The following is an 18,522-nucleotide window of genomic DNA, read 5'->3' as shown; positions in this document are numbered from 1 at the left end:
TTTTCCCGGCGGCAGCGGCATTCAGGAGATTTTCGATGAGTACAACGTCCCCGCAAGCATTGCATTTAATCGACAAGCCTCTGTCGGAAGAAGATCTGGCTAATCAGATCGATAACCTGAGCGACCTGCAGGGCAATATCCTTAAAGGGCATGGGCGCGATCATTCCGCGCATATTTTCCTGAAGTTCAAGCCGGGTCGGATTGCAATGGTGAGAGCGTGGTTGCACGGTCCGTTGAAGGCCCGGATCACCAGTGCGCAAAAGCAGATCGACGATGCAGCGGCGTTCAAGGCGACCCAAAAGGATGGCGGCGTGTTTCAGATCTTCGTGGTCAGTGCGGCCGGGTACGCGTATCTCGGCAAGGACACGGCCGCGTTCGGCGATGCGAGCTTTCGTGCGGGCGCGCAGGCGAGCATCGATCCGTTGAACGACCCGAAAATTGCAGCTTGGGAGCCGGGGTTCGCTGACGAGATTCACGCGATGCTGTTGATTGCCGACGTGCAGCAGGCCAAAGTTGCGTTCATGGCCAGGGAAGTCGCAATCGAAGTGAGCGCCTTCGCGGATGTGCTTGTCTCGCAGCCGGGCGATCAGCAAAAGAATGAGCGGGGCAACGGCATCGAACACTTTGGTTATGTCGATGGCAGAAGCCAGCCGTTGATGCTGGAACGCGATCTCGCCGGGGAATCGGACGGCCGCACACTGTGGAACCCGATGGTCGGTCCCGCGCAGGTGCTGATCCATGATCCGTTTGGCGGCGCGGACTCCAGTGGCAGCTACTTCGTGTTTCGGAAGCTGGAGGAGAAGGTCAGGGCGTTCAAGACCCAGGAACAGGTGCTTGCGACCGCGATGGGCTTGACCGGCGACGCGCGTGAACTTGCGGGTGCGCTGGTGATCGGCCGGTTCGAGGACGGTACGCCGGTGGCGCTGTCCGACGAGCCGTTGATCGAAGATAGTCTTCCACCGAACGATGCCGCCGTACCGAACGACTTCGATTATCGGCACGATACCGACGGATCGCGCTGCCCGTTCATGTCGCATATTCGCAAGAGCAATCCTCGCGGCAGTGGGCCTGGTGGACTGGTCGACGAGATGACACGTCATATGGCGCGGCGCGGGATTACTTATGGCGAACGCGCGGCCGACACGTTCGAGGACATTTCAAAAATGCCCGTGGACGGTGTCGGATTGCTGTTCATGGCCTATCAGCGCAGCATCGTCGACCAGTTCGAATTCATTCAGACGCTATGGGTCGATAACGCGGGATTCCCCGGCGCCGGTTCCGGGATGGATCCCGTCATCGGTCAGCATGCGAACCCTGCACCGACCGCGCAAGTCTGGCCGAAAGTCTGGGGTCAGGCCGGCGCGACAGTCTCTTTCGACTTCCGCGACTTTGTCGTGATGAAAGGCGGCGAGTACTTTTTTTCGCCGAGTCTCTCGGGCATTGCCGCGCTTTAACCACCTGACCTCATCACGGAAAAACTTAAACTTCCCGGATCGCGATAGCGCAAAAAACACTGCGCTATCGCCGTCATTGACAGGTTCATTTTGCGGTCGAGACGCGTTCATGCGACAGTGGAGAGCACATCAGCGAGATCTGCGAGCTTTCCGTCATGAGTGTCAAATCGCCCTGTATCGACATCTGCAAATTCGACAGCAAGTCCGGCCTTTGCGTGGGATGTCTGCGCACGCGGACAGAGTGCAAAGAGTGGAAGAAAATGAAGAACAAGCACCGTCAGAAGATCATCGACGACAAGCCCAAACGCATCATCCTGATCAGGAAGTAAGGCCGGTTGCCACGGCGCCGCATACATGCGCCAACCGGTCGGAATATCCGCCGACACGACAATGCTTCGTGACCCGGCACACGCACGAACCCGACGTGCGAACCCTCCATCATCCGGCGCTCCATCCGCGCCGCTGCCTCCGCGATACGATATCGACCGTCCGAATTCGTGCAATGCGTAGTCGAATTGCAAGGATTCGCCACGTGTCGCGAAGTTATCACGGGGAGTGAAGATCCTATTTGACCCACGCGCGGCCGCATGGTGCAATCCGTGCCTCGCAAGGATAAGCCTGTTTTAAGGGTCTTTTGGCTCCTTACCATTGGTCGGGACACGGTGATTTCCTGATTCCACTGCGTTGGTTGATATTCTGGATCCACATTTGCTCTGCGTCGGCGTCGCGTGTTTCGCGGCTGGAATTCGGCGCTTTTCTAAAAATATGACAAGCATTAGACCTAAGCGGCTGACGCAGACCTTGCTCACGCCGTCCGCGCGGCAACTGAAGAAGACCACGATCGGCGTGGCGGTTGCGACCAGTTTGCTGACCACGCAGTCTGCGTACTCACAGACCAACGACGCCACGAGTTCCGCTGCCGCACCAGCGCCCGCGTCTTCAACACCGTCTACCGCCGACGGCACACAGCTGCCGACGGTCACCGTCAACGGCACGAACGGCGATACGTTTCGTGCGCGTACCGCGTCGGTGGCGGGCTACGACGATGCATTGTTACGCGACACGCCCGCTTCGGTCAGCGTCGTGAATCGCGCGCTGCTCGACGACCAGCAAGCCAGACTGCTGACCGATGTGGTGCGCAACGACGCGTCCGTCAATAACGCCTATGCGCCGGTCGGTTATTACCCAGGCTTGTCGATTCGCGGCTATCCGGTCGATCCGGCGAGCGCGATCCGGCTCGACGGCCTGAGCATTTCGGGCGAGCAGAACGTCGCGCTCGAAAACAAGGAACAGGTCGAAATCCTCAAAGGTCTCGCCGGCATCGACAGTGGCGTGATCGCGCCGGGCGGTGTGATCAACTTCGTGACCAAGCGCCCCGCGAACGTTGCGAGCGTAACGGCAGGCGTCGATAGTCGTGGTTCGACGTCGGCGGCGATGGACCTCGGCCGACGCTTCGGTGTCGACGATCAGTTCGGCATCCGGATCAATGCGGCGAAAGAGAATATCCACTCGTATGTGGACGGCACGAACGGACGGCGCACGTTCGGATCGATCGCCGCCGACTGGAACATCAGTCCGCGTGCATCGCTGCAATTCGACGCGGAATTCCAGCAACTGATCCAGCGTTCGCAATCGGGCTATCAACTGTTGGGCGGAACGGTGGTGCCGTCGGCGGCATCGGCATCGAGACTGCTCGGTGCGCAACCGTGGGCGAAGCCCGTCACGACTGACGCACTCAACCTGAACGCGCGCTTCGACTACCAGTTCGACGATAACTGGCGAGCGTATATCGCGGCCGGCCGCAGCCATACGATGATCGACGATAACGTCGCATTCGCGTACGGCTGCTATTACGTCGCGAGTTGCGGCGCGGGTGGCACGTCACCGTATTTCTTCAGTTCGAGTGGCGATTTCGACGTCTACGACTACCGCAGCCCCGGCGAATATCGACGTAACGATGAACTGAAAGCGGTCGTCACCGGCAAGTTCGCGACCGGTGCAATTCGCCACGAAGTCACGTTCGGCACGAGCGTGCAGCGCCGCGTGGTCGATCTGTCCGACTCCGTATACGACTACGTCGGCTCGGAGAATATTTACGGACCGGACGTGACGTTTTCACCGTCGCCGAATTCGCCGAGCGCGTCGTATCCGCATCTGGACGCGCGCCAGTATTCGCTGTTCGGCATGGATCGCGTGAGCTTCAACGATCACTGGCAAATTCTCGCGGGCGGCCGCGAAGTATTTCTGCGTCAGAAAAGCTGGTCGAGCATGGACGGTCCCGAAACCGGCACGGATAAAACTGTGTTCCTGCCGCAAGTCGCGCTGGTTTATAAACCGGTCGAGCCGCTGAGTCTGTACGCGTCGTATAGCAAGGCGCTGTCGCTCGGCGATCAGGCGCCGGTGCGCGCGAGCAATGCCTACGATTACCTGCCGCCGGTCGAATCGAATCAGGTGGAGGTCGGTGCGAAATACGACTGGCAAAACCGGTTGAGCCTGACGGCTGCAGTGTTTTCGATCAACAAACCGTTCGAATACGCGCAGCCCGATTCGTCGGATGCGGGTTATACGTTCGTGCAGCATGGCACCGAACGTCATCAGGGGATCGAACTCAGCGCCGCCGGCCGCGCCACCGAACGCCTGACGCTGACCGCGAGTCTCGCGGCGATTCGTGCGCGCGCGTATGACTCGGGATCGGCCGCTTACGAGGGGCATCAGGTCATCAACGTACCGCGCCTGAGCGCCGCCGTCTATGCGGATTACACGATGCCCGTGCTGGCCGGTTTGCATCTACTCGGCGGCGTGAATTACGTGGGCAGCAAAAATGCGAACGAGGAAGGCACTGCACGCGTGCCGTCGTACTTCGTGTTCAATCTGGGCGCGAGCTATACGACCAGGATCGGCAGTCACAAGACCGTAGTGCGCGTCGCCGTCGATAATCTGTTCAACAAGTATTACTGGCAGGACGCAGGCGAACTGCAAGGCGACGCGTACCTGTATCTCGGTGCACCGCGCACCGCGCGACTGTCGGTGACGTATGACTTCTGATCGGCTAAACACTGGGAGCATGCCGTTTTTGATGCTGCATACTGGCTTCGAATTCAGAACGGGAGAGTAAGAGGATGTCCGCACTTGAAATCGTCGGCGTGATCGTGAGCGCGCTGGCAATCTGGCTGACTGCGCGCCGGATGATGGCGTGCTGGCCCGTGGGACTCGCGTCGGTCGCGCTGTACGGCTGGATTTTCTACGACGCTAAACTCTATTCGGACATGCTGTTGCAAGGCGCGTTCGCGATTTTGCAGGTGTACGGCTGGTGGCGTTGGCTCGCGCAGCGCGAGTCCGGCAACACCCCTGACGGCAACGCATCCGGCGCTGTTCACGTGCGAGTCGTACCGTTGCGCGCGCTGTTGCCGGGGCTCGGATTCGCGGTCGTGTGCAGCGCGGCGCTCGGTTTCGCGATGGCGCGCTATACCGACGCCGCGTTGCCGTTCGTCGATGCGTCGCTGACCGCATTCAGCCTCGTTGCACAGTATTGGACCGCACGCCGCTATATTGCGTCGTGGTGGCTGTGGTCGGTCGTCAACGTGGTCTACGTGGGTATGTTTCTGTTCAAGGGTTTGTATCCCACGGCCGGTCTCTACGCGCTGTTTATCGGCCTGGCCGTGATCGGCTGGCGTGACTGGAGTCGCGCGATGGCCCGTGACGTAGACGCCGCCGCGCAACGCGAACCGGCGTCGGTTGCGTAACGGCGAACGTGCAAAGGGAAAGCTCGACTATGTCCGTTCAACACGGTGATTACGCATCGGACACGTTGCCGCTGTCTATCGCGCCGAAGCAGTTCGGTGTCGATGGTGTTCAGGAGGAACGCGACTGGCCGCTGATGACGCGCGATGAACTGAGCGGCGTGCTTGCGCGCTATCGGCGCGACGCGAATCACTCGCGTACGGACGCGGAAATCGGTCCGATCGCGACCGTGTCGTGGCACAGTCCGCGACCGTTTTCGGCGGCGGCAATCGTCAATACGGTGCGCGGCGATGTGCTGTTCGTGAAGCGTCATCACGTGACGATTCGCGACACCGAAGGCTTGCACGAAGAACATCGTTTTATCGCGCATCTGCGCTCGCGCGGGATGCCGGTTTCGGACGTGCTCGACACCTTCGACGGCGCAACGGCCGTCACGTCCGGCGACTGGACGTATGAAGTGCATGCACTGGCACCCGGCGTCGATGCGTATCGCGAGACGATGTCGTGGTTGCCGTTTTCGCATGCGTCGCACGCATACGCGGCGGGCCGGACGCTGGCGCGCATGCATCGCGCGGCGGCGGACTATGCGGCGCCCGCGCGCACGATCAGGCCGCTATTGCAGAGTTTTCGTGTGCTGGGTTCCGACGATTTCTCCGGTGCGCTCGAACGCTGGGTCGATGCACAACCCTTGATGCTCGAAGCACTCGGATCGCGTGCATGGCGCAGTGAGATCGTCGATGCGATCGGTCCGCATCACGCGCGATTCGCACCGTGCTTGCCGTCGCTCGAACCGTTGTGGACGCATGGCGACTGGCATGCTTCGAACCTGCTGTGGACTGATGTCGCTGCGGGCGCGCAAGTGCGCACTATCCTCGATTTCGGTTTGTCGGATCGCACCTGCGCGGTGTACGACCTCGCGCTGGCGATCGAACGCAATGCGATCGAGTGGATGTCGGCGGCGGAGAATCGTCGTGTGCATTTCTATCAGATCGATGCATTGCTGACCGGTTATGAATCGCTCAATCCGCTGTCCGGCGAAGCGTATTTTGCGCTGATCGCGTTACTGCCGATCGTGCATACGGAGTTCGCGCTGTCGGAAGTGGGTTATTTCGCGGGCATCGTGAAATCGCCGGAGAACGCGGACGTCGCGTATGACGGTTATCTGCTGGGTCATGCGCGCTGGTTCGAGACATCGGCGGGTCGCGCGGTGCTCGACTGGTTGCGTAAACGCGATCGTTCGCGGCGTTAAACCTGCTACGTCTGAACCCGCAATCACACGCCCGCGTGGCATAATTCGCCGGTTCCTCTCCTGACATTATTCTGGCGTATGCGCGGCCGCTTCTACCGGACGATTGGCAGCTTGCTGGGATTGCTCGCAATCCTGATGGCAACGCTCGCGCCGACGGTGTCGCAAGCACTCGCGGCCAGCCATCGCGACGACATGGCCACCGCGGCGATGATCGCGTCGATGGGTCCGCATTGCCCGATGTCGTCGATGGAGTCCGAGCCGCCGCAACACGTCGTCAGTCACGAATCCGCTGACAACGCCCCGTCGCATTCCGGCAAATCGATGTCCGACGGCCAGGCGTGCGGGTACTGCAACCTGCTTGCGCATATGCCCGTCGTTACCGGCGTACCCGTCACCTTCGCCGTCACTGCACGCGCCATCCAGCATCCGGTCGCCACCCGCTTCGAAAGCGTGCGTCTGGTCGAACCGCTGACCTCGGCGCAACCTCGCGCGCCTCCCGTTCTGTCCTGATTAGAGTCTTTCCGATGCGATGTCACAGCGTTTTGCTGCGGCATCGCGGGCTGCGCATTCGTGTGCGTATCGCGGCGCCTGCATGGGCATCGTCATACGCATGAACGTATGAACCAGCGACGGCCCGACGACGAACTGACGACTGAAACCCAGGACGTATCATGTTTTCCCAATCAATGTGTACCCGCGCGGTCTTCCGATGACCGCGCTACGAACCCGCATTCGCGTCACCGCATGGCTCGGTTTGTTCGCCATGTGGCTGCTCGTGTTCGCGCCGCTCGTCAGTCAACTGGTGGCGTCGAGCGAGGCGCACGAGCCGGTTGCCGAACTCTGTTCGGAAACGCAGTCGCACGATGCAGGCCGCCATCACGCGGACGATGCATTCGGCGCATGCGGCTATTGCCAGTTGCTTCAGCATCACGTCGCGATGCCCGATGTCGCGACTGCTTCGCCCTGTTTTACAGCGGTCGTCACAGCCGCGGCCGCGCCGGTTCTCTCCACCCGTTTTCAACCGCGCCAGGCGTTCCCGTCGGGCCGTCCGCGCGCGCCACCGTTCCTCGTCTGATCGTATCCGCTCGCTTTTGACGGGCAATTGATTGCCCGTTTACACGCCGCGTTGCAGGCGTGCGTGAGCGCTCGTCCCCTGAATTCGTCCTGTCCGGTTTCGCCTCGCGAATGCGACGTCGTCGCGCATTGCGCGCGGACGATCCGTCACGCCGGTTGCGAAGCCGACGACAGCGACTCATCTATCGATCGAGGAACATCGAATGTCCGCTCATCCTTCCCGACGCGCATTGCCGGCCGACGCCGATGTCGCCGACACCGCGTCGAATCAATCCGCGAATGCGAGTTATCGCGGCTATCGCACGCTATGGCGCTGGCATTTTTATGCCGGGCTGTTTGTGATGCCGTTTCTGGTGATCCTCGCGATCACCGGCACGCTGTACTGTTTTCAACCGCAAATCGAGTCGCTGCTTTACAGCCATCGATTCAACGTCGCGCCGCAAACATCGCCGCGCCTATCCGCCGACGCGCTGCTCGCGCGAGCACACACGGCAGTGCCTGCGGGTTCGGTTGCAAGCAGCGTCGCAGTGAAAACCGATCCGGCGCGTAGCGCGGAATTCGTGTTTCGTCTACCGGACGCGCAGATGGAAAGCGTCTATCTGAACCCCTACACGGGCGAAATCCTGGGAACGCTCAGCGTCGAAAACCGCTTTATGCGGATCGACCGGATGCTGCATCGCAAGCTGCTGCTCGGACGTCCCGGCGAATTGCTGATGGAACTCGCGTCGTGCTGGACGTTGGTGATGATCGGCACGGGCGTCGCACTGTGGTGGCCGCGAAAAAAGACCACCGCGCGCGATGCATTGCTGCCGCGTCTATCGTTGAAAGGGCGGCCGTTGTGGAAGAACCTGCACGCGGTGATGGGTATCTGGCTGGCGCTCGGCGCGCTCGCTTTCGTGTTGTCGGGATTGCCGTGGTCCGGTTTCTGGGGCCAGCAGTTCAAGGTACTCGCAACTCGCGCAAGCCTCGGCGATCCAGCGGGCGCGTGGGGCGACCTGCCGCTGCGTTCGACGCGGCCGGGCGCATCGAGCGGCGCGCTGGCGGCTTCCAGCGCCGATGCGAGTGTGGCAGGCACTTCCCATCATCACGAAGCCGCCAGGGAGGCCGCAACCGGCTCCCGTGCCGTGTCGAACGCAATGCCCGGCATGGTGATGGACGATCTGCCGATCGCGCAGACGCCGTGGGCCGTCGGCAAGGTGCCGGTGCCCGATTCGCAGTCCGCGTCGGGCGATGCGTTGTCGATTGCACGGGTGATCGACATTGCTGCCGCGCGCGGCGTGACGAGCGGCTACGACCTCGTGCTGCCCGCGACGCCTGAAGGCGTGTTCACCGTGTCGTGGTTCCCCGCCGACCCGAAGGCAGAACGAACGATCTACATCGATCAATACAGCGGTGCGGTGCTCAGGGATATCGGCTACGCCGATTACGGTGCCGTGTCGCAAGTCGTCTCCTATGGCACGGCCTTGCATATGGGCCGCTATTTCGGCGTGTGGAACCAGATTGCATGCGCGGCAATTTCGCTCGGACTCGCCGCGATGGCGCTCACGGGTGTCGTGATGTGGTGGACGCGCAGACCGCAACGATCGATCGGTGCGCCGTCGCGCGAACGTGCGGCGCCGCCGATGCGTCGCTGGAAGGCCGCGCTGATTCTGCTCGGCGTCGTGTTTCCGCTAATGGGCGCAACGATGGTGATGGTCTGGGTGTTCGACCGGTTCATCGTCGCGCGCGCCTCGCATCGAATCACATCGTGAACCGCGATCACGCCTCTCTGTCCAGCCGCGCGCGCGACGTCGCAGCGGCCGCTTACCCATCATACGAACGCGTAACAGCGCGCAATGCCATCATGATCCGCACACTCACACTTCTCGCCGCCGCCACGCTGACCGCTTTCGCTTCTGCGGCGTACGCGCAAAACGCGCCCGCCACACAGGACGCAAACGATGTTCCGGCTGCGCCGAACGACGCCGCGTCGAAACAGCTTCCGACGGTTCGCGTCACTGCCGCAAAAGCGAATCCACTCGAACGTCCGTTGACGACTGGCAGTCGTCTCGGACTGACTTCGCTCGAAACGCCGGCAAGCGTCGAGCAACTCGATCGCGCGACGCTCGAAGAACGAGGCGACGCAAGCATCGTCGATGCGGTCAGTCGCGCGACGGGCATCAGCGAATCGCCGCATCCGGGCAACGGCGGTTCGGAACTGTCCGCGCGCGGTTTCGTCGGCAGTTCGTCGGTGACGCAACTGTATGACGGCGTGCGCCCGTATGGCGCAATCGGCGTGACGTATCCGTTCGATACGTGGGCCGTCGATCATATCGACGTGCTGCGCGGACCGGCTTCGGTGATCTACGGCGAGGGCGCGATTGGCGGCGTCGTCAACGTCGTGCCGAAGAAACCGACCCGCACGCCGATCGAAAACGAAATCCAGCTGGGTGTCGGCACGGAACGGACCGCACGCATTGCATTCGGCAGCGGCGGCGCGATCAACGACCGGCTGTCGTATCGCTTCGACATCAGCGGCAACCGTTCGGCGAACTGGGTGGACGCGGGCAATTCGCGTGACCTGTCGGTGTCGGGTGCGATCCGTTACGACATCACGCCGGAACTCAACGTGACGGCGTCGTATGCGCAAGGCTTTCAGCATCCGATGCAGTATTTCGGCATCCCGCTGATCAATGGCAAACTCGACTCGTCGTTGTATTCGAAGAATTACAACGTCGGCGACAGCGTAATTTCGTATCGCGACAGATGGGCGACGGTGGCGGCAAACTGGCAACCCAGCGACAGCCTTAGCGTCACGAGCACGCTGTACCGGATGAAGAGTAACCGGCACTGGAAAGACGCCGAGTACTACACGTATATGCCTTCATCGGGATTGATCGAAAGAAGCAGTTATACCGAGATCTTTCACGATCAGGAGCAGTATGGAAACGTGACGTCCGCGACACTCGAAAGCGCGTTGCTTGGTATGAAAAACACCTTTTCCACCGGCTTCGAACTGAATCACACCACGTTTCAGCACGATAATAATTCGCCGTACTCGGGCACGTCATACGTCGATCCTTATAACTTCGACGCGGGCAGTTTTATCAATGTCGCGGGGACAGCGCCGAAGTACCGCTCGCAATCGAACCAGTACGCGCTGTTCGCCGAAGACCGGCTCGCGATCACATCGCGATGGTCGGTGGTGGGCGGCATTCGCTACGACCATGCGAGTGTGAATCGCGACGACCTCGTCAATGGCGGCGGCTTTACGAAGGTGTTTGCGAACACGGGCTGGCGCGTCGGTACGGTGTTCGACATTCAACCCGATCTCGCGGTCTATGGACAGTACTCGATCGCGGCAGATCCCGTCAGTTCGCTGCTGATGCTCAACGCGTCGAAAGCGAAATTCACACTGGCGACGGGCAAGCAGATCGAAGTCGGCATCAAGCAATCGTTTCTTGGCGGCAAGGCGGACTGGTCGCTCGCTGCGTACCGGATCGTCAAAAACAATCTCGTCACCGCCGATCCACTGAATCCGGATAACTCGATTCAGGTCGGGCAGCAGTCGTCGCGCGGACTCGAAGCGACACTCGGCGCGGAGGTCGCGCGCGACTGGCGCATCGATGCGAATGTGTCGATGCTGCGCGCGAAGTACGACGATTTCGTCGAAAGCTCAGGTGGGACGACAGTATCGCGCGCGGGCAATGTGCCGGTTTCGGTGCCGCAGCGTCTCGCGAATCTGTGGGTCAGCTGGCGTTTCGCTTCGGCATGGACAGGCATTGCGGGCGTCAAGTACGTCGGCAAGCGCTATGCGGATACGGCGAATCAACTGGTCATGCCGTCTTATACGACTGTCGATCTGGCGCTCGCATGGAAGCCGCGCAAAGACACGACGATCACCGCGCGTGCGTACAACGTGCTCAATCGCCACTACGTGCAAAGCGCGTACTACGACGAGACGCAATATCTGCTTGGCAACGACCGGCGCCTTGAACTGCTGCTGAACTACCGGTTTTAAACGCGAGTCCGTGCTGTGTTTTTCCTAAGCGGCGCGTCTTGACGTGTGTACTGCTCGTCGCACGTCCAATCTGTGCTCCATTGCAAGGCTATCGTCAGGATATCGGCGCAAAAGGTGCACAGATTGGACGTCGTGGCAGGAGTACAGTGAATTCAGGTCCTTAATCGAGACGTTTGGCTCCGTTTTGTAATGAATCTTGAGATGCGTCGATTTATCATACGCGCCAGTTTGTCGCACCATGAGTGAGACTAAGAATTCGGAAACACTGGAGTTGTGATGTACGCAGAAAGCATTGATAAATTCGCTAAGGTCGGGGCTCACAAGGCAGCGACTGTGTTGCGCTCGCCGTTGGCATTTCTCATCGGTGCAGCAATGGCCGGTGCTTATATTGGCTTCGGCGATATCCTGATGTACACGGTCGGCGCGCACGTCGATCCCGCTTACGCGCATCTGATCATGGGCGCTGTGTTTGCCTGTGCATTGACGATCGTGGTGTTCGCGGGCGCAGAACTGTTCACCGGTACAGCGATGTACATGCCGTTCGCCGTGTTGCGCGGTGAGACGGGAATGGGCGGGCTGGTGGTGGTTTGGGTCGTGTGCTGGATCGGCAATCTGATCGGCGCAACGGTGCTTGCGGAAATCCTGCATCTGGCGGGCGGCGGCGTGTTGTTGACCGACGGCTCCGATGCATTCTTCAAGTCGGTGTCGGTCAAGATGAGCACGCCGGGAACCGCACTGTTCGCGAAGGGACTGCTGTGCAACTGGCTGGTTTGCCTTGCAATCTGGATGGCTGCGCGCACGTCGAATGACAGCGCCAAGCTGGGTCTGATCTTCTGGCCGATCTTCGCTTTCGTCGCAAGCGGTTTCGAGCACAGCGTCGCCAACATGTTTGCATTTGCACTCGCACTGATCGGCGATCACCCGGCAAACATCACGCTCGAAGGCGCGATTCATAACGAGTTCTTCGTCACGCTCGGCAATATCGCCGGTGGTGCGATCTTCATGGGACTCGGCTACTGGTTGCAGGAAGGCGGTATCGGTCATCCGTCGAAGGCACGCATTCCCGCATCGGAAAATGGTCTACAACGTCGCTAAGCCGACGCGGTTGTACCGACTGCCAGTTGTGGTTGCTTAAGGTATTGAAGTACTCGGATCTTTAGCGCGCTTTGTTTGGCATGCGAGTCGTCAACGTCCGCCGTTCCTCTAGTCGAGGACGGCGGACGTTTTGCTTTTGGCGTTGGCCAGGTGTCGGTGCTTACCGTTTCTTTCGTATTTCGATAACAACTTCTTATCGAAATCGCGGCCGTAGTTTGCTTGATTCGATTGATTGCGCGGCGTCAAATGCTCGCTCTTCACAGGCCGAGTACCGGATACGTCGGGCGGACATGCAAGCGACCGAAGCGCGCGTTCAAGCAAAGAGCGCGACCGCGCAACTGGCGCACGCGAGCGCCTTGAATCCGGCAAGCGGTGTGGCAGTGCAATAGAACGTTGTCGGGAAGGCGAGTGCCGCAGAGAGGGGCACTCGCTTCGATGCATTGACGCGTTTAAGCGCCGGTGGGTTTCTGAGCGAATTCAAGCAACAGACGGGTCGTCGCGGACCGGTCGAATGCGCGGGTCGCGATGACGATTTCCGTAAAGCAGTTGGCCATCGGAATGGGTTTGAATACGGCGTCGTCGATACCGAATCGCGATAGCGAACGCGGCACCAGACCCACGCCCAAACCGGCCGATACCAGACTGACGATACTCACCGAATCTCCCGCGCGCAGCACATGCGCCGGCTCGAATCCCGCTTCCATGCACAGTTGCAGCACCCGATGTCCAATGCCGATGCCCGGTGGATCGTCGACGACGATAAAGCGCTCGTTGGCGAGATCGCGCAATGTCAGCGTGTCCGATTGCACCGCCGGATGATTGCGCGGGAGCACCACGTCGAGAGGTTGACGCGAGAACGCAGTGAGTTTGATCGAAGCAGGGAGTGGTCCTGGCGGCGAGCGTAAGAACGCTACGTCGATCCGTTCGTCGGCGAGTGCGCTGACCTGTTCCTGCACGGTGATATCGCGCAATTCCAGTTCGACGTCGGGCCGTGCTTCGGAGAAGCGTTTGAGCAGTGCAGGCAACTCCGGTTCGAGCATCGCCGAGTGCGCATACGCAATGCAGATCTTGCCGAGTTCGCCGCGACTCGCGCGTCGTCCGGCGAGAACGGCCGTTTCCGCTTTCGCGAGTGCCGCTTGCGCATGTTCCAGAAAAATCGCGCCGGCTTCTGTCAGTTCAATGCCGCGACGGACCCGATGAAACACCTTGAAGCCGAGCTGCGCTTCGAGTGATTTGATCTGTTGCGTGACGGCCGGTTGAGCGATGCCGAGTAATTCCGCCGTGCGTCCGAGATGCAGTTGCTCGGCCGCAATGACGAAGGTGCGGAATTGGCGGAAGTCCATACGCATTCCCATGTTGCAATCCGCGGATTTTATCAAACAAGCGTGTTACGCCGCATCGAGCGGCGCACGGATCGCTAGATTCGGGAAGGCGAAAAATAGAGAGGAAAGCGTAGGGATTTCGTGTTTCGCATCAGCCGCGCGCGCGGTTGATCGCGATGGTCGCCAGTTCGCGCGCGAGGTCGGCGTAGAGTTCGGCCCATTTGCCCATCAGGCTCGGGTCGTCGGTCAGGAACAGTGGATGTTCGGCCCATGCGCTCACGTTCGGGCCTTTCCAGGCTAGCTCGAAGATCCGCGTATCTTCGTCCTCGCTGACGCCGTTCTCGATCAGCTCGCGAAACGACGACAGGTTGTACAGATAGACCTCTTCGGTCGCGATGCCGTGAATCACCGACAACGCATCGGTCGCGCGTTTTTGCGCGGCTTCGCGGCTGGCAGCCATCAGGAACACGATGCTTTCTTCGTGCGAATGGCCGAACATCACGCGATACAACGAGGTCTTGCAGCGGTGGCTAAGTTGGGTGCCCATGATGGCCTCCGTTTCCGAAAACGGTGGGTGATTGCGCCGGGGCTGTCGCGCGCCGTCCGGCTGTGCGTCGGTCCGGCGCTTGCGTGCACGGTAGCCGTCGCTGCACCAGTACACGTAGACGCCGCACACGACCAGGCAGGTCAGCGCGAGCAATCCGACGCCGATGAGTACCGCCAGCTCGGTGCGCGCCATTGCAGGCTCCTTATAGACTCCGACCGGGGGACCGGACGACCGGTCGAGCGCGTCTCCTCGCTCTAGCCCGATCGACTCAACCGCTTGTTAAGACATTTCAGCAAACGTCAACCGATCTGGATATGAGGCGTAACCCGCGATACGAATGTCAAATGGATGTTGTAAACGGGCGACAGCCCTGCAGAAAATAGGTCGCGATTTAATTTGTCGGAAATATGATCGCACCCGTTACAAATTTTGAGCATGAATCGCCGCTGTCTCCGGATTGCGAGCGTTTCGCCTGGATAAATAGAAACGGGGAGTTCTCGATGAAAAAAACCATTTCCGCCCTTGGCGGCGCACTGCTCGCGATTGCCGCGCAGTCCGCATTTGCACAAAGCTCGGTCACGCTGTACGGCATCGTCGACACGAGCGTGCGTTATCTCACGAACGCGAACGCGAACAACGACAGCCAGGTGGCGATGGGCGTCGGCCCGATCACGGGCAGCCGTTGGGGCCTGAAGGGCAGCGAAGACCTGGGCGGCGGCCTGTCGACGGTGTTCCGCCTCGAAAACGGCTTCAACCTGTGGAACGGCGCGCTGGCAAGCAGCGGCACGCTGTTCAACCGGATGGCGTATGTCGGTCTGTCGAGCAACCAGTACGGTACGGTCACGTTCGGTCGTCAGAACACGCCGCTGTTCGATCAGCTCGGCAACCTCTATGACCCGCTGACGGTCGGCAACTACGATCAGGACGGCTGGATGCCGGGCGCGCTCGGCTACGGTCTGCGCCAGAACAACTCGGTCAAGTACAACGGCCAGTTCGGCGGCCTGAACGTCGAAGGCATGTACAGCTTTGGCGGCGTCGCGGGCAGCACCGGCGCGAGCAGCATGTACGGCCTGACGGCGTCGTACACGTACGGCCCGGTGTCGCTCGACGCTGGCTACCAGCAGAACAGCGACTCGCAAAACCGCAAATTCCGCGTTGCCAACGTCAGCGCGGTCTACGCGTTCAGCACGGTCAAGGCGTTCGCGGGCTGGATGCACGCGCAGGACAACACCGGCATGGTCGACGAGTACATGGCGGCGACGAGCTCGCCGGCGGCAAGCTGGGGCACGCCGGTCACCAACACCAACCGCATCGACGACGGTTTCTACGTCGGTTCGACGTGGCAAGTGACGGCGCCGTTGATGCTGACGGCTGCGGCGTACTACGACCACTCGCGTAACGCGTTGAACGCAGACGGCACGACGCTGGGTCGCGGCGTCCGTTACTCGGGCGTGTTGCTGGCCGAATACTCGCTGTCCAAGCGCACGGAAGTGTACGGCACGGTCGACTTCATCCACGGCACGGGCGCGGCAACCGCGGACTTCCCGGGTCGCAACAACCAGACCGGTGTCGCAATCGGTATGCGTAACGTGTTCTGATGACGATGGCCCGGCGTATCGCCGGGTATCGGCTTGAATGCGACGGCGCGCACTTCGGTGCGCGCCGTTTTTATTTGCTGGTGCGCCACGCGCGCGCGTCAGTCGAGCGTCGCCTCGCATGGCACCTGCGTCGCGTCGGCCATTTCGCGGACGTCGGCGCGCGCGCCGACGCTCACCAGCGCCGCCAGTCCGAGCAGCGCAAGCGACGCGCCGAGCAGGAAATCGGCCCGGATGCCGACCCGATCGACGACCGTTCCGCCCACCAGCGACCCCGCCGCAATCGCCACCTGAATGATGCTGACGAACAGCGCCGATCCGGCTTCCGGCTGATCCGGCGTCGCGCGCTGGATCCATACGCTGAAGCACAGCGGCAGCGCGCCGAACGCGACGCCCCAGATCAGCAGAACCGCAGTCACGCCGAGCGGAACATGTCGCAGGATAGGCATCAGCAGCAGCGCGAACATCAGCAGCGACACCATTGCCGCCGTCGTTAGTTTCAGGTTTTTCACGACCGTCGCCGATGCGACGAAGTTCGAGAAGAAGCCGATGATCCCGAAGCCGAGCAGCAGCCACGTGATGACGCTCATATCGAGTTGTGCGTCGCCGAGCAGGAACGGCGTCACGTAGGTGAAGCATGAGAAATGCGCGCCGAACACCAGCGCGACCATCACCAGACTTCGGCGCGAATGGGACTGGCGCAGCAGCGTCACGAAATCCGACGGGCGCAACGCCGCCGCGGACGGCAACGACGGCACGAAAAACAGTTGTGCCGCCAGCGCCACGGCAACCAGTCCGCCGGTGGCCATGAACGACACCCGCCACGACGCGAAACTGGCGATAAACGTGCCCAACGGCACGCCGATCACGGTCGCGCAGGTGACGCCGGTGAGGATCATCGCCATCGCTCTGGCGGCGTCGCGCGGTTCGACGAGGCGTTTCGCGGCCGACGTCGCGAGCGTCCAGAAACCGCCCAACGCCGCGCCGAGCAACGCGCGGCCGATCAGCATGACCGTGAAATTCGGCGCGAACGCGGACAGCAGATTCGAGCCGAGCAGCAGCGCCGTCAGCAGCAGGAACACCAGCCGCCGATCCATGCGGCCGGCGCCGAGCATCAGTCCAGGCGCGGAAATGGCCGCGATGACGCCCGGTGTCGTGACCATCAGCCCGGCGGTGCCCGGCGATACTCCCAGTTCGCGCGCGACATGCGGCAGCAGTCCGACCGGCAGGAATTCCGTCGTAACGAACGCGAACGCGCCGATCGTCACGGCAGCCACGGCCAGCCACTGACGCGTGGACGACGCAGTGTCGTCGTCCAGCAGGTCGCCGGTTTGCGGGGAGGGGTTTTCGGTCAGCATAAGGTCGAATGAAAGGGCAAAAGTGAGGCCGCGCTCGCGCGCGGGGGCGCGCGAAACGCGTAATGTTGCGCCGCAGCGCATCGTTCGCGGACCATACCATCGGAACACGATGCGCGCTCGCGGCACCATCGTGGTGCGGGGTTTTCCGGCGAGGGTAACGGCGACGCGTTAGCTTCGATAACGCAACGCGTCGATCAGCACCGCCAGCGCGCGCGACGACTGCCGGCGGCTCGGGTAGTACAGGTGATAGCCGGGAAACGTCGGGCACCAGTCCTTGAGCACCGCTTTCAGCCGTCCCTCCGCGATATGCGGCAACGCCAGATCTTCCGGTACGTACGCGAGTCCGCAGCCGGACAGCGCGGCGGTCAGCATCTGGTTCGTGCCGTTGAACACCAGTTGTCCTTCGACCCGCACGCGCAACTCATGACCGGCCTTTTCGAATTCCCATGCATACAGACCGCCATAGGTCGGCAGCCGCAGATTGATGCAGTTGTGATCGGTCAGATCCTGCGGCTTTTTGGGCCGCTTGCGACCGGCGAAATACGATGGCGCGCCGACCACGGTCATTCGCATATCCGGCGCGATACGCACGGCGATCATGTCTTTCGCGACCTGATCGCCGAGCCGCACGCCGACGTCGTATTGCTGCGCGACGATATCCGTCAATCCGAAATCGATCACCAGTTCGACCTTGATGTCCGGATACTCGGGCAGCAGTTGCGCGAGTTTCGGCTGGAGAATCGAACTGGCCGCGTGCTCGTCGGTGGTGATGCGGATCGTGCCCGCGGGCTTGTCGCGAAGCTCGCCGAGGGCCGCGAGTGCTTCGTCGATTTCATCCAGACGCGGACCGATGGTCGCGAGCAGCCGGTCGCCCGCAGGCGTCGGCGACACGCTGCGCGTGGTGCGGGTCAGCAGACGCAGGCCGAGCCGTGTTTCCAGCGCACGGATCGTATGACTGAGCGCCGATTGCGACACGCCGAGTTGCGCCGCCGCCCGCGTGAAACTGCGTTCGCGCGCGACCGCCAGAAAGGCGAGAAGGTCGTTCAGATTTTCGCGTGCCATTGATGAATTCTGCTCATGGGTGTTT

The 18,522-nt window shown here is 61.3% G+C and carries 15 protein-coding genes; 11 read left to right on the top strand and 4 right to left on the bottom strand.

Translation table 11 applies throughout. The features are described 5' to 3' along the window. The first annotated feature begins 35 nt into the window (after window positions 1–35). From PW947_RS05380 to PW947_RS05335, 10 genes are all read left to right on the top strand, one after another. Window positions 36–1,454 (top strand): hypothetical protein, encoded by a 1,419-nt coding sequence (locus PW947_RS05380; protein ID WP_299630035.1) that lies wholly within the window; start codon window positions 36–38, stop codon window positions 1,452–1,454. Between the two features lie 155 nt (window positions 1,455–1,609). After that, window positions 1,610–1,783, top strand: coding sequence for a DUF1289 domain-containing protein (locus tag PW947_RS05375; protein WP_299630034.1), 174 nt, complete (start codon window positions 1,610–1,612; stop codon window positions 1,781–1,783). Between the two features lie 436 nt (window positions 1,784–2,219). Beyond that, window positions 2,220–4,499 carry a TonB-dependent siderophore receptor gene (locus PW947_RS05370; RefSeq protein ID WP_299630033.1) on the top strand — a complete coding sequence of 760 codons (2,280 nt, stop codon included), beginning with the start codon at window positions 2,220–2,222 and terminating at the stop codon, window positions 4,497–4,499. A 74-nt stretch (window positions 4,500–4,573) separates the two neighbouring features. Then, window positions 4,574–5,197: a nicotinamide riboside transporter PnuC gene (gene pnuC, locus PW947_RS05365; protein WP_299630032.1), complete on the top strand. Its 624-nt coding sequence runs from the start codon at window positions 4,574–4,576 to the stop codon at window positions 5,195–5,197. Between the two features lie 29 nt (window positions 5,198–5,226). Next, the gene (locus tag PW947_RS05360; RefSeq protein ID WP_299630031.1) at window positions 5,227–6,444 is read left to right on the top strand and encodes a phosphotransferase; all 1,218 of its coding nucleotides are present in this window, start codon (window positions 5,227–5,229) and stop codon (window positions 6,442–6,444) included. 78 nt (window positions 6,445–6,522) lie between these two features. After that, entirely contained in the window at window positions 6,523–6,954 is a 432-nt protein-coding gene (locus PW947_RS05355) for a DUF2946 domain-containing protein (RefSeq protein ID WP_299630030.1), read from the top strand. Window positions 6,955–7,153: 199 nt separating this feature from the next. Further along, complete coding sequence (locus PW947_RS05350) at window positions 7,154–7,519, top strand: DUF2946 domain-containing protein (protein ID WP_299630029.1); 366 nt, start codon at window positions 7,154–7,156, stop codon at window positions 7,517–7,519. A 202-nt stretch (window positions 7,520–7,721) separates the two neighbouring features. Continuing rightward, window positions 7,722–9,269, top strand: coding sequence for a PepSY domain-containing protein (locus PW947_RS05345; RefSeq protein ID WP_299630027.1), 1,548 nt, complete (start codon window positions 7,722–7,724; stop codon window positions 9,267–9,269). Between the two features lie 95 nt (window positions 9,270–9,364). Next, window positions 9,365–11,518 (top strand): TonB-dependent receptor, encoded by a 2,154-nt coding sequence (locus tag PW947_RS05340; protein WP_299630591.1) that lies wholly within the window; start codon window positions 9,365–9,367, stop codon window positions 11,516–11,518. 276 nt (window positions 11,519–11,794) lie between these two features. Then, entirely contained in the window at window positions 11,795–12,613 is an 819-nt protein-coding gene (locus PW947_RS05335) for a formate/nitrite transporter family protein (RefSeq protein ID WP_299630026.1), read from the top strand. A 449-nt stretch (window positions 12,614–13,062) separates the two neighbouring features. On the opposite strand, the gene PW947_RS05330 is transcribed toward PW947_RS05335, so the two are convergent. Then, the gene (locus PW947_RS05330) at window positions 13,063–13,956 is read right to left on the bottom strand and encodes a LysR family transcriptional regulator (protein WP_299630025.1); all 894 of its coding nucleotides are present in this window, start codon (window positions 13,954–13,956) and stop codon (window positions 13,063–13,065) included. 130 nt (window positions 13,957–14,086) lie between these two features. Continuing rightward, window positions 14,087–14,674 carry a hypothetical protein gene (locus PW947_RS05325; RefSeq protein WP_299630024.1) on the bottom strand — a complete coding sequence of 196 codons (588 nt, stop codon included), beginning with the start codon at window positions 14,672–14,674 and terminating at the stop codon, window positions 14,087–14,089. A 308-nt stretch (window positions 14,675–14,982) separates the two neighbouring features. Between PW947_RS05325 and PW947_RS05320 the strand changes: the two genes are divergently transcribed. Continuing rightward, window positions 14,983–16,080, top strand: a complete 1,098-nt coding sequence (locus tag PW947_RS05320) for a porin (RefSeq protein WP_299630023.1) — start codon at window positions 14,983–14,985, stop codon at window positions 16,078–16,080. Window positions 16,081–16,178: 98 nt separating this feature from the next. On the opposite strand, the gene PW947_RS05315 is transcribed toward PW947_RS05320, so the two are convergent. Both PW947_RS05315 and PW947_RS05310 read right to left on the bottom strand, forming a co-directional pair. Then, window positions 16,179–17,435 carry an MFS transporter gene (locus tag PW947_RS05315; RefSeq protein ID WP_299630022.1) on the bottom strand — a complete coding sequence of 419 codons (1,257 nt, stop codon included), beginning with the start codon at window positions 17,433–17,435 and terminating at the stop codon, window positions 16,179–16,181. Window positions 17,436–17,603: 168 nt separating this feature from the next. Then, complete coding sequence (locus tag PW947_RS05310) at window positions 17,604–18,497, bottom strand: LysR family transcriptional regulator (protein ID WP_299630021.1); 894 nt, start codon at window positions 18,495–18,497, stop codon at window positions 17,604–17,606. Window positions 18,498–18,522: the final 25 nt, after the last annotated feature.

It is taken from the genome of Paraburkholderia sp. (genome assembly GCF_028283785.1).
GTDB lineage: Bacteria > Pseudomonadota > Gammaproteobacteria > Burkholderiales > Burkholderiaceae > Paraburkholderia.
This window is presented reverse-complemented; position numbering and strand designations above follow the sequence as displayed.

Bases quoted from the DNA above. Each gene is read 5' to 3' on its own strand.
- PW947_RS05315 (WP_299630022.1), bottom strand. From the start codon at position 17,435: ATGCTGACCGAAAACCCCTCCCCGCAAACCGGCGACCTGCTGGACGAC.
- PW947_RS05345 (WP_299630027.1), top strand. From the start codon at position 7,722: ATGTCCGCTCATCCTTCCCGACGCGCATTGCCGGCCGACGCCGATGTC.
- PW947_RS05330 (WP_299630025.1), bottom strand. From the start codon at position 13,956: ATGGACTTCCGCCAATTCCGCACCTTCGTCATTGCGGCCGAGCAACTG.
- PW947_RS05370 (WP_299630033.1), top strand. From the start codon at position 2,220: ATGACAAGCATTAGACCTAAGCGGCTGACGCAGACCTTGCTCACGCCG.
- PW947_RS05360 (WP_299630031.1), top strand. From the start codon at position 5,227: ATGTCCGTTCAACACGGTGATTACGCATCGGACACGTTGCCGCTGTCT.
- PW947_RS05350 (WP_299630029.1), top strand. From the start codon at position 7,154: ATGACCGCGCTACGAACCCGCATTCGCGTCACCGCATGGCTCGGTTTG.
- PW947_RS05320 (WP_299630023.1), top strand. From the start codon at position 14,983: ATGAAAAAAACCATTTCCGCCCTTGGCGGCGCACTGCTCGCGATTGCC.
- PW947_RS05310 (WP_299630021.1), bottom strand. From the start codon at position 18,497: ATGGCACGCGAAAATCTGAACGACCTTCTCGCCTTTCTGGCGGTCGCG.
- PW947_RS05325 (WP_299630024.1), bottom strand. From the start codon at position 14,674: ATGGCGCGCACCGAGCTGGCGGTACTCATCGGCGTCGGATTGCTCGCG.
- PW947_RS05375 (WP_299630034.1), top strand. From the start codon at position 1,610: ATGAGTGTCAAATCGCCCTGTATCGACATCTGCAAATTCGACAGCAAG.
- pnuC (WP_299630032.1), top strand. From the start codon at position 4,574: ATGTCCGCACTTGAAATCGTCGGCGTGATCGTGAGCGCGCTGGCAATC.
- PW947_RS05335 (WP_299630026.1), top strand. From the start codon at position 11,795: ATGTACGCAGAAAGCATTGATAAATTCGCTAAGGTCGGGGCTCACAAG.
- PW947_RS05355 (WP_299630030.1), top strand. From the start codon at position 6,523: ATGCGCGGCCGCTTCTACCGGACGATTGGCAGCTTGCTGGGATTGCTC.
- PW947_RS05380 (WP_299630035.1), top strand. From the start codon at position 36: ATGAGTACAACGTCCCCGCAAGCATTGCATTTAATCGACAAGCCTCTG.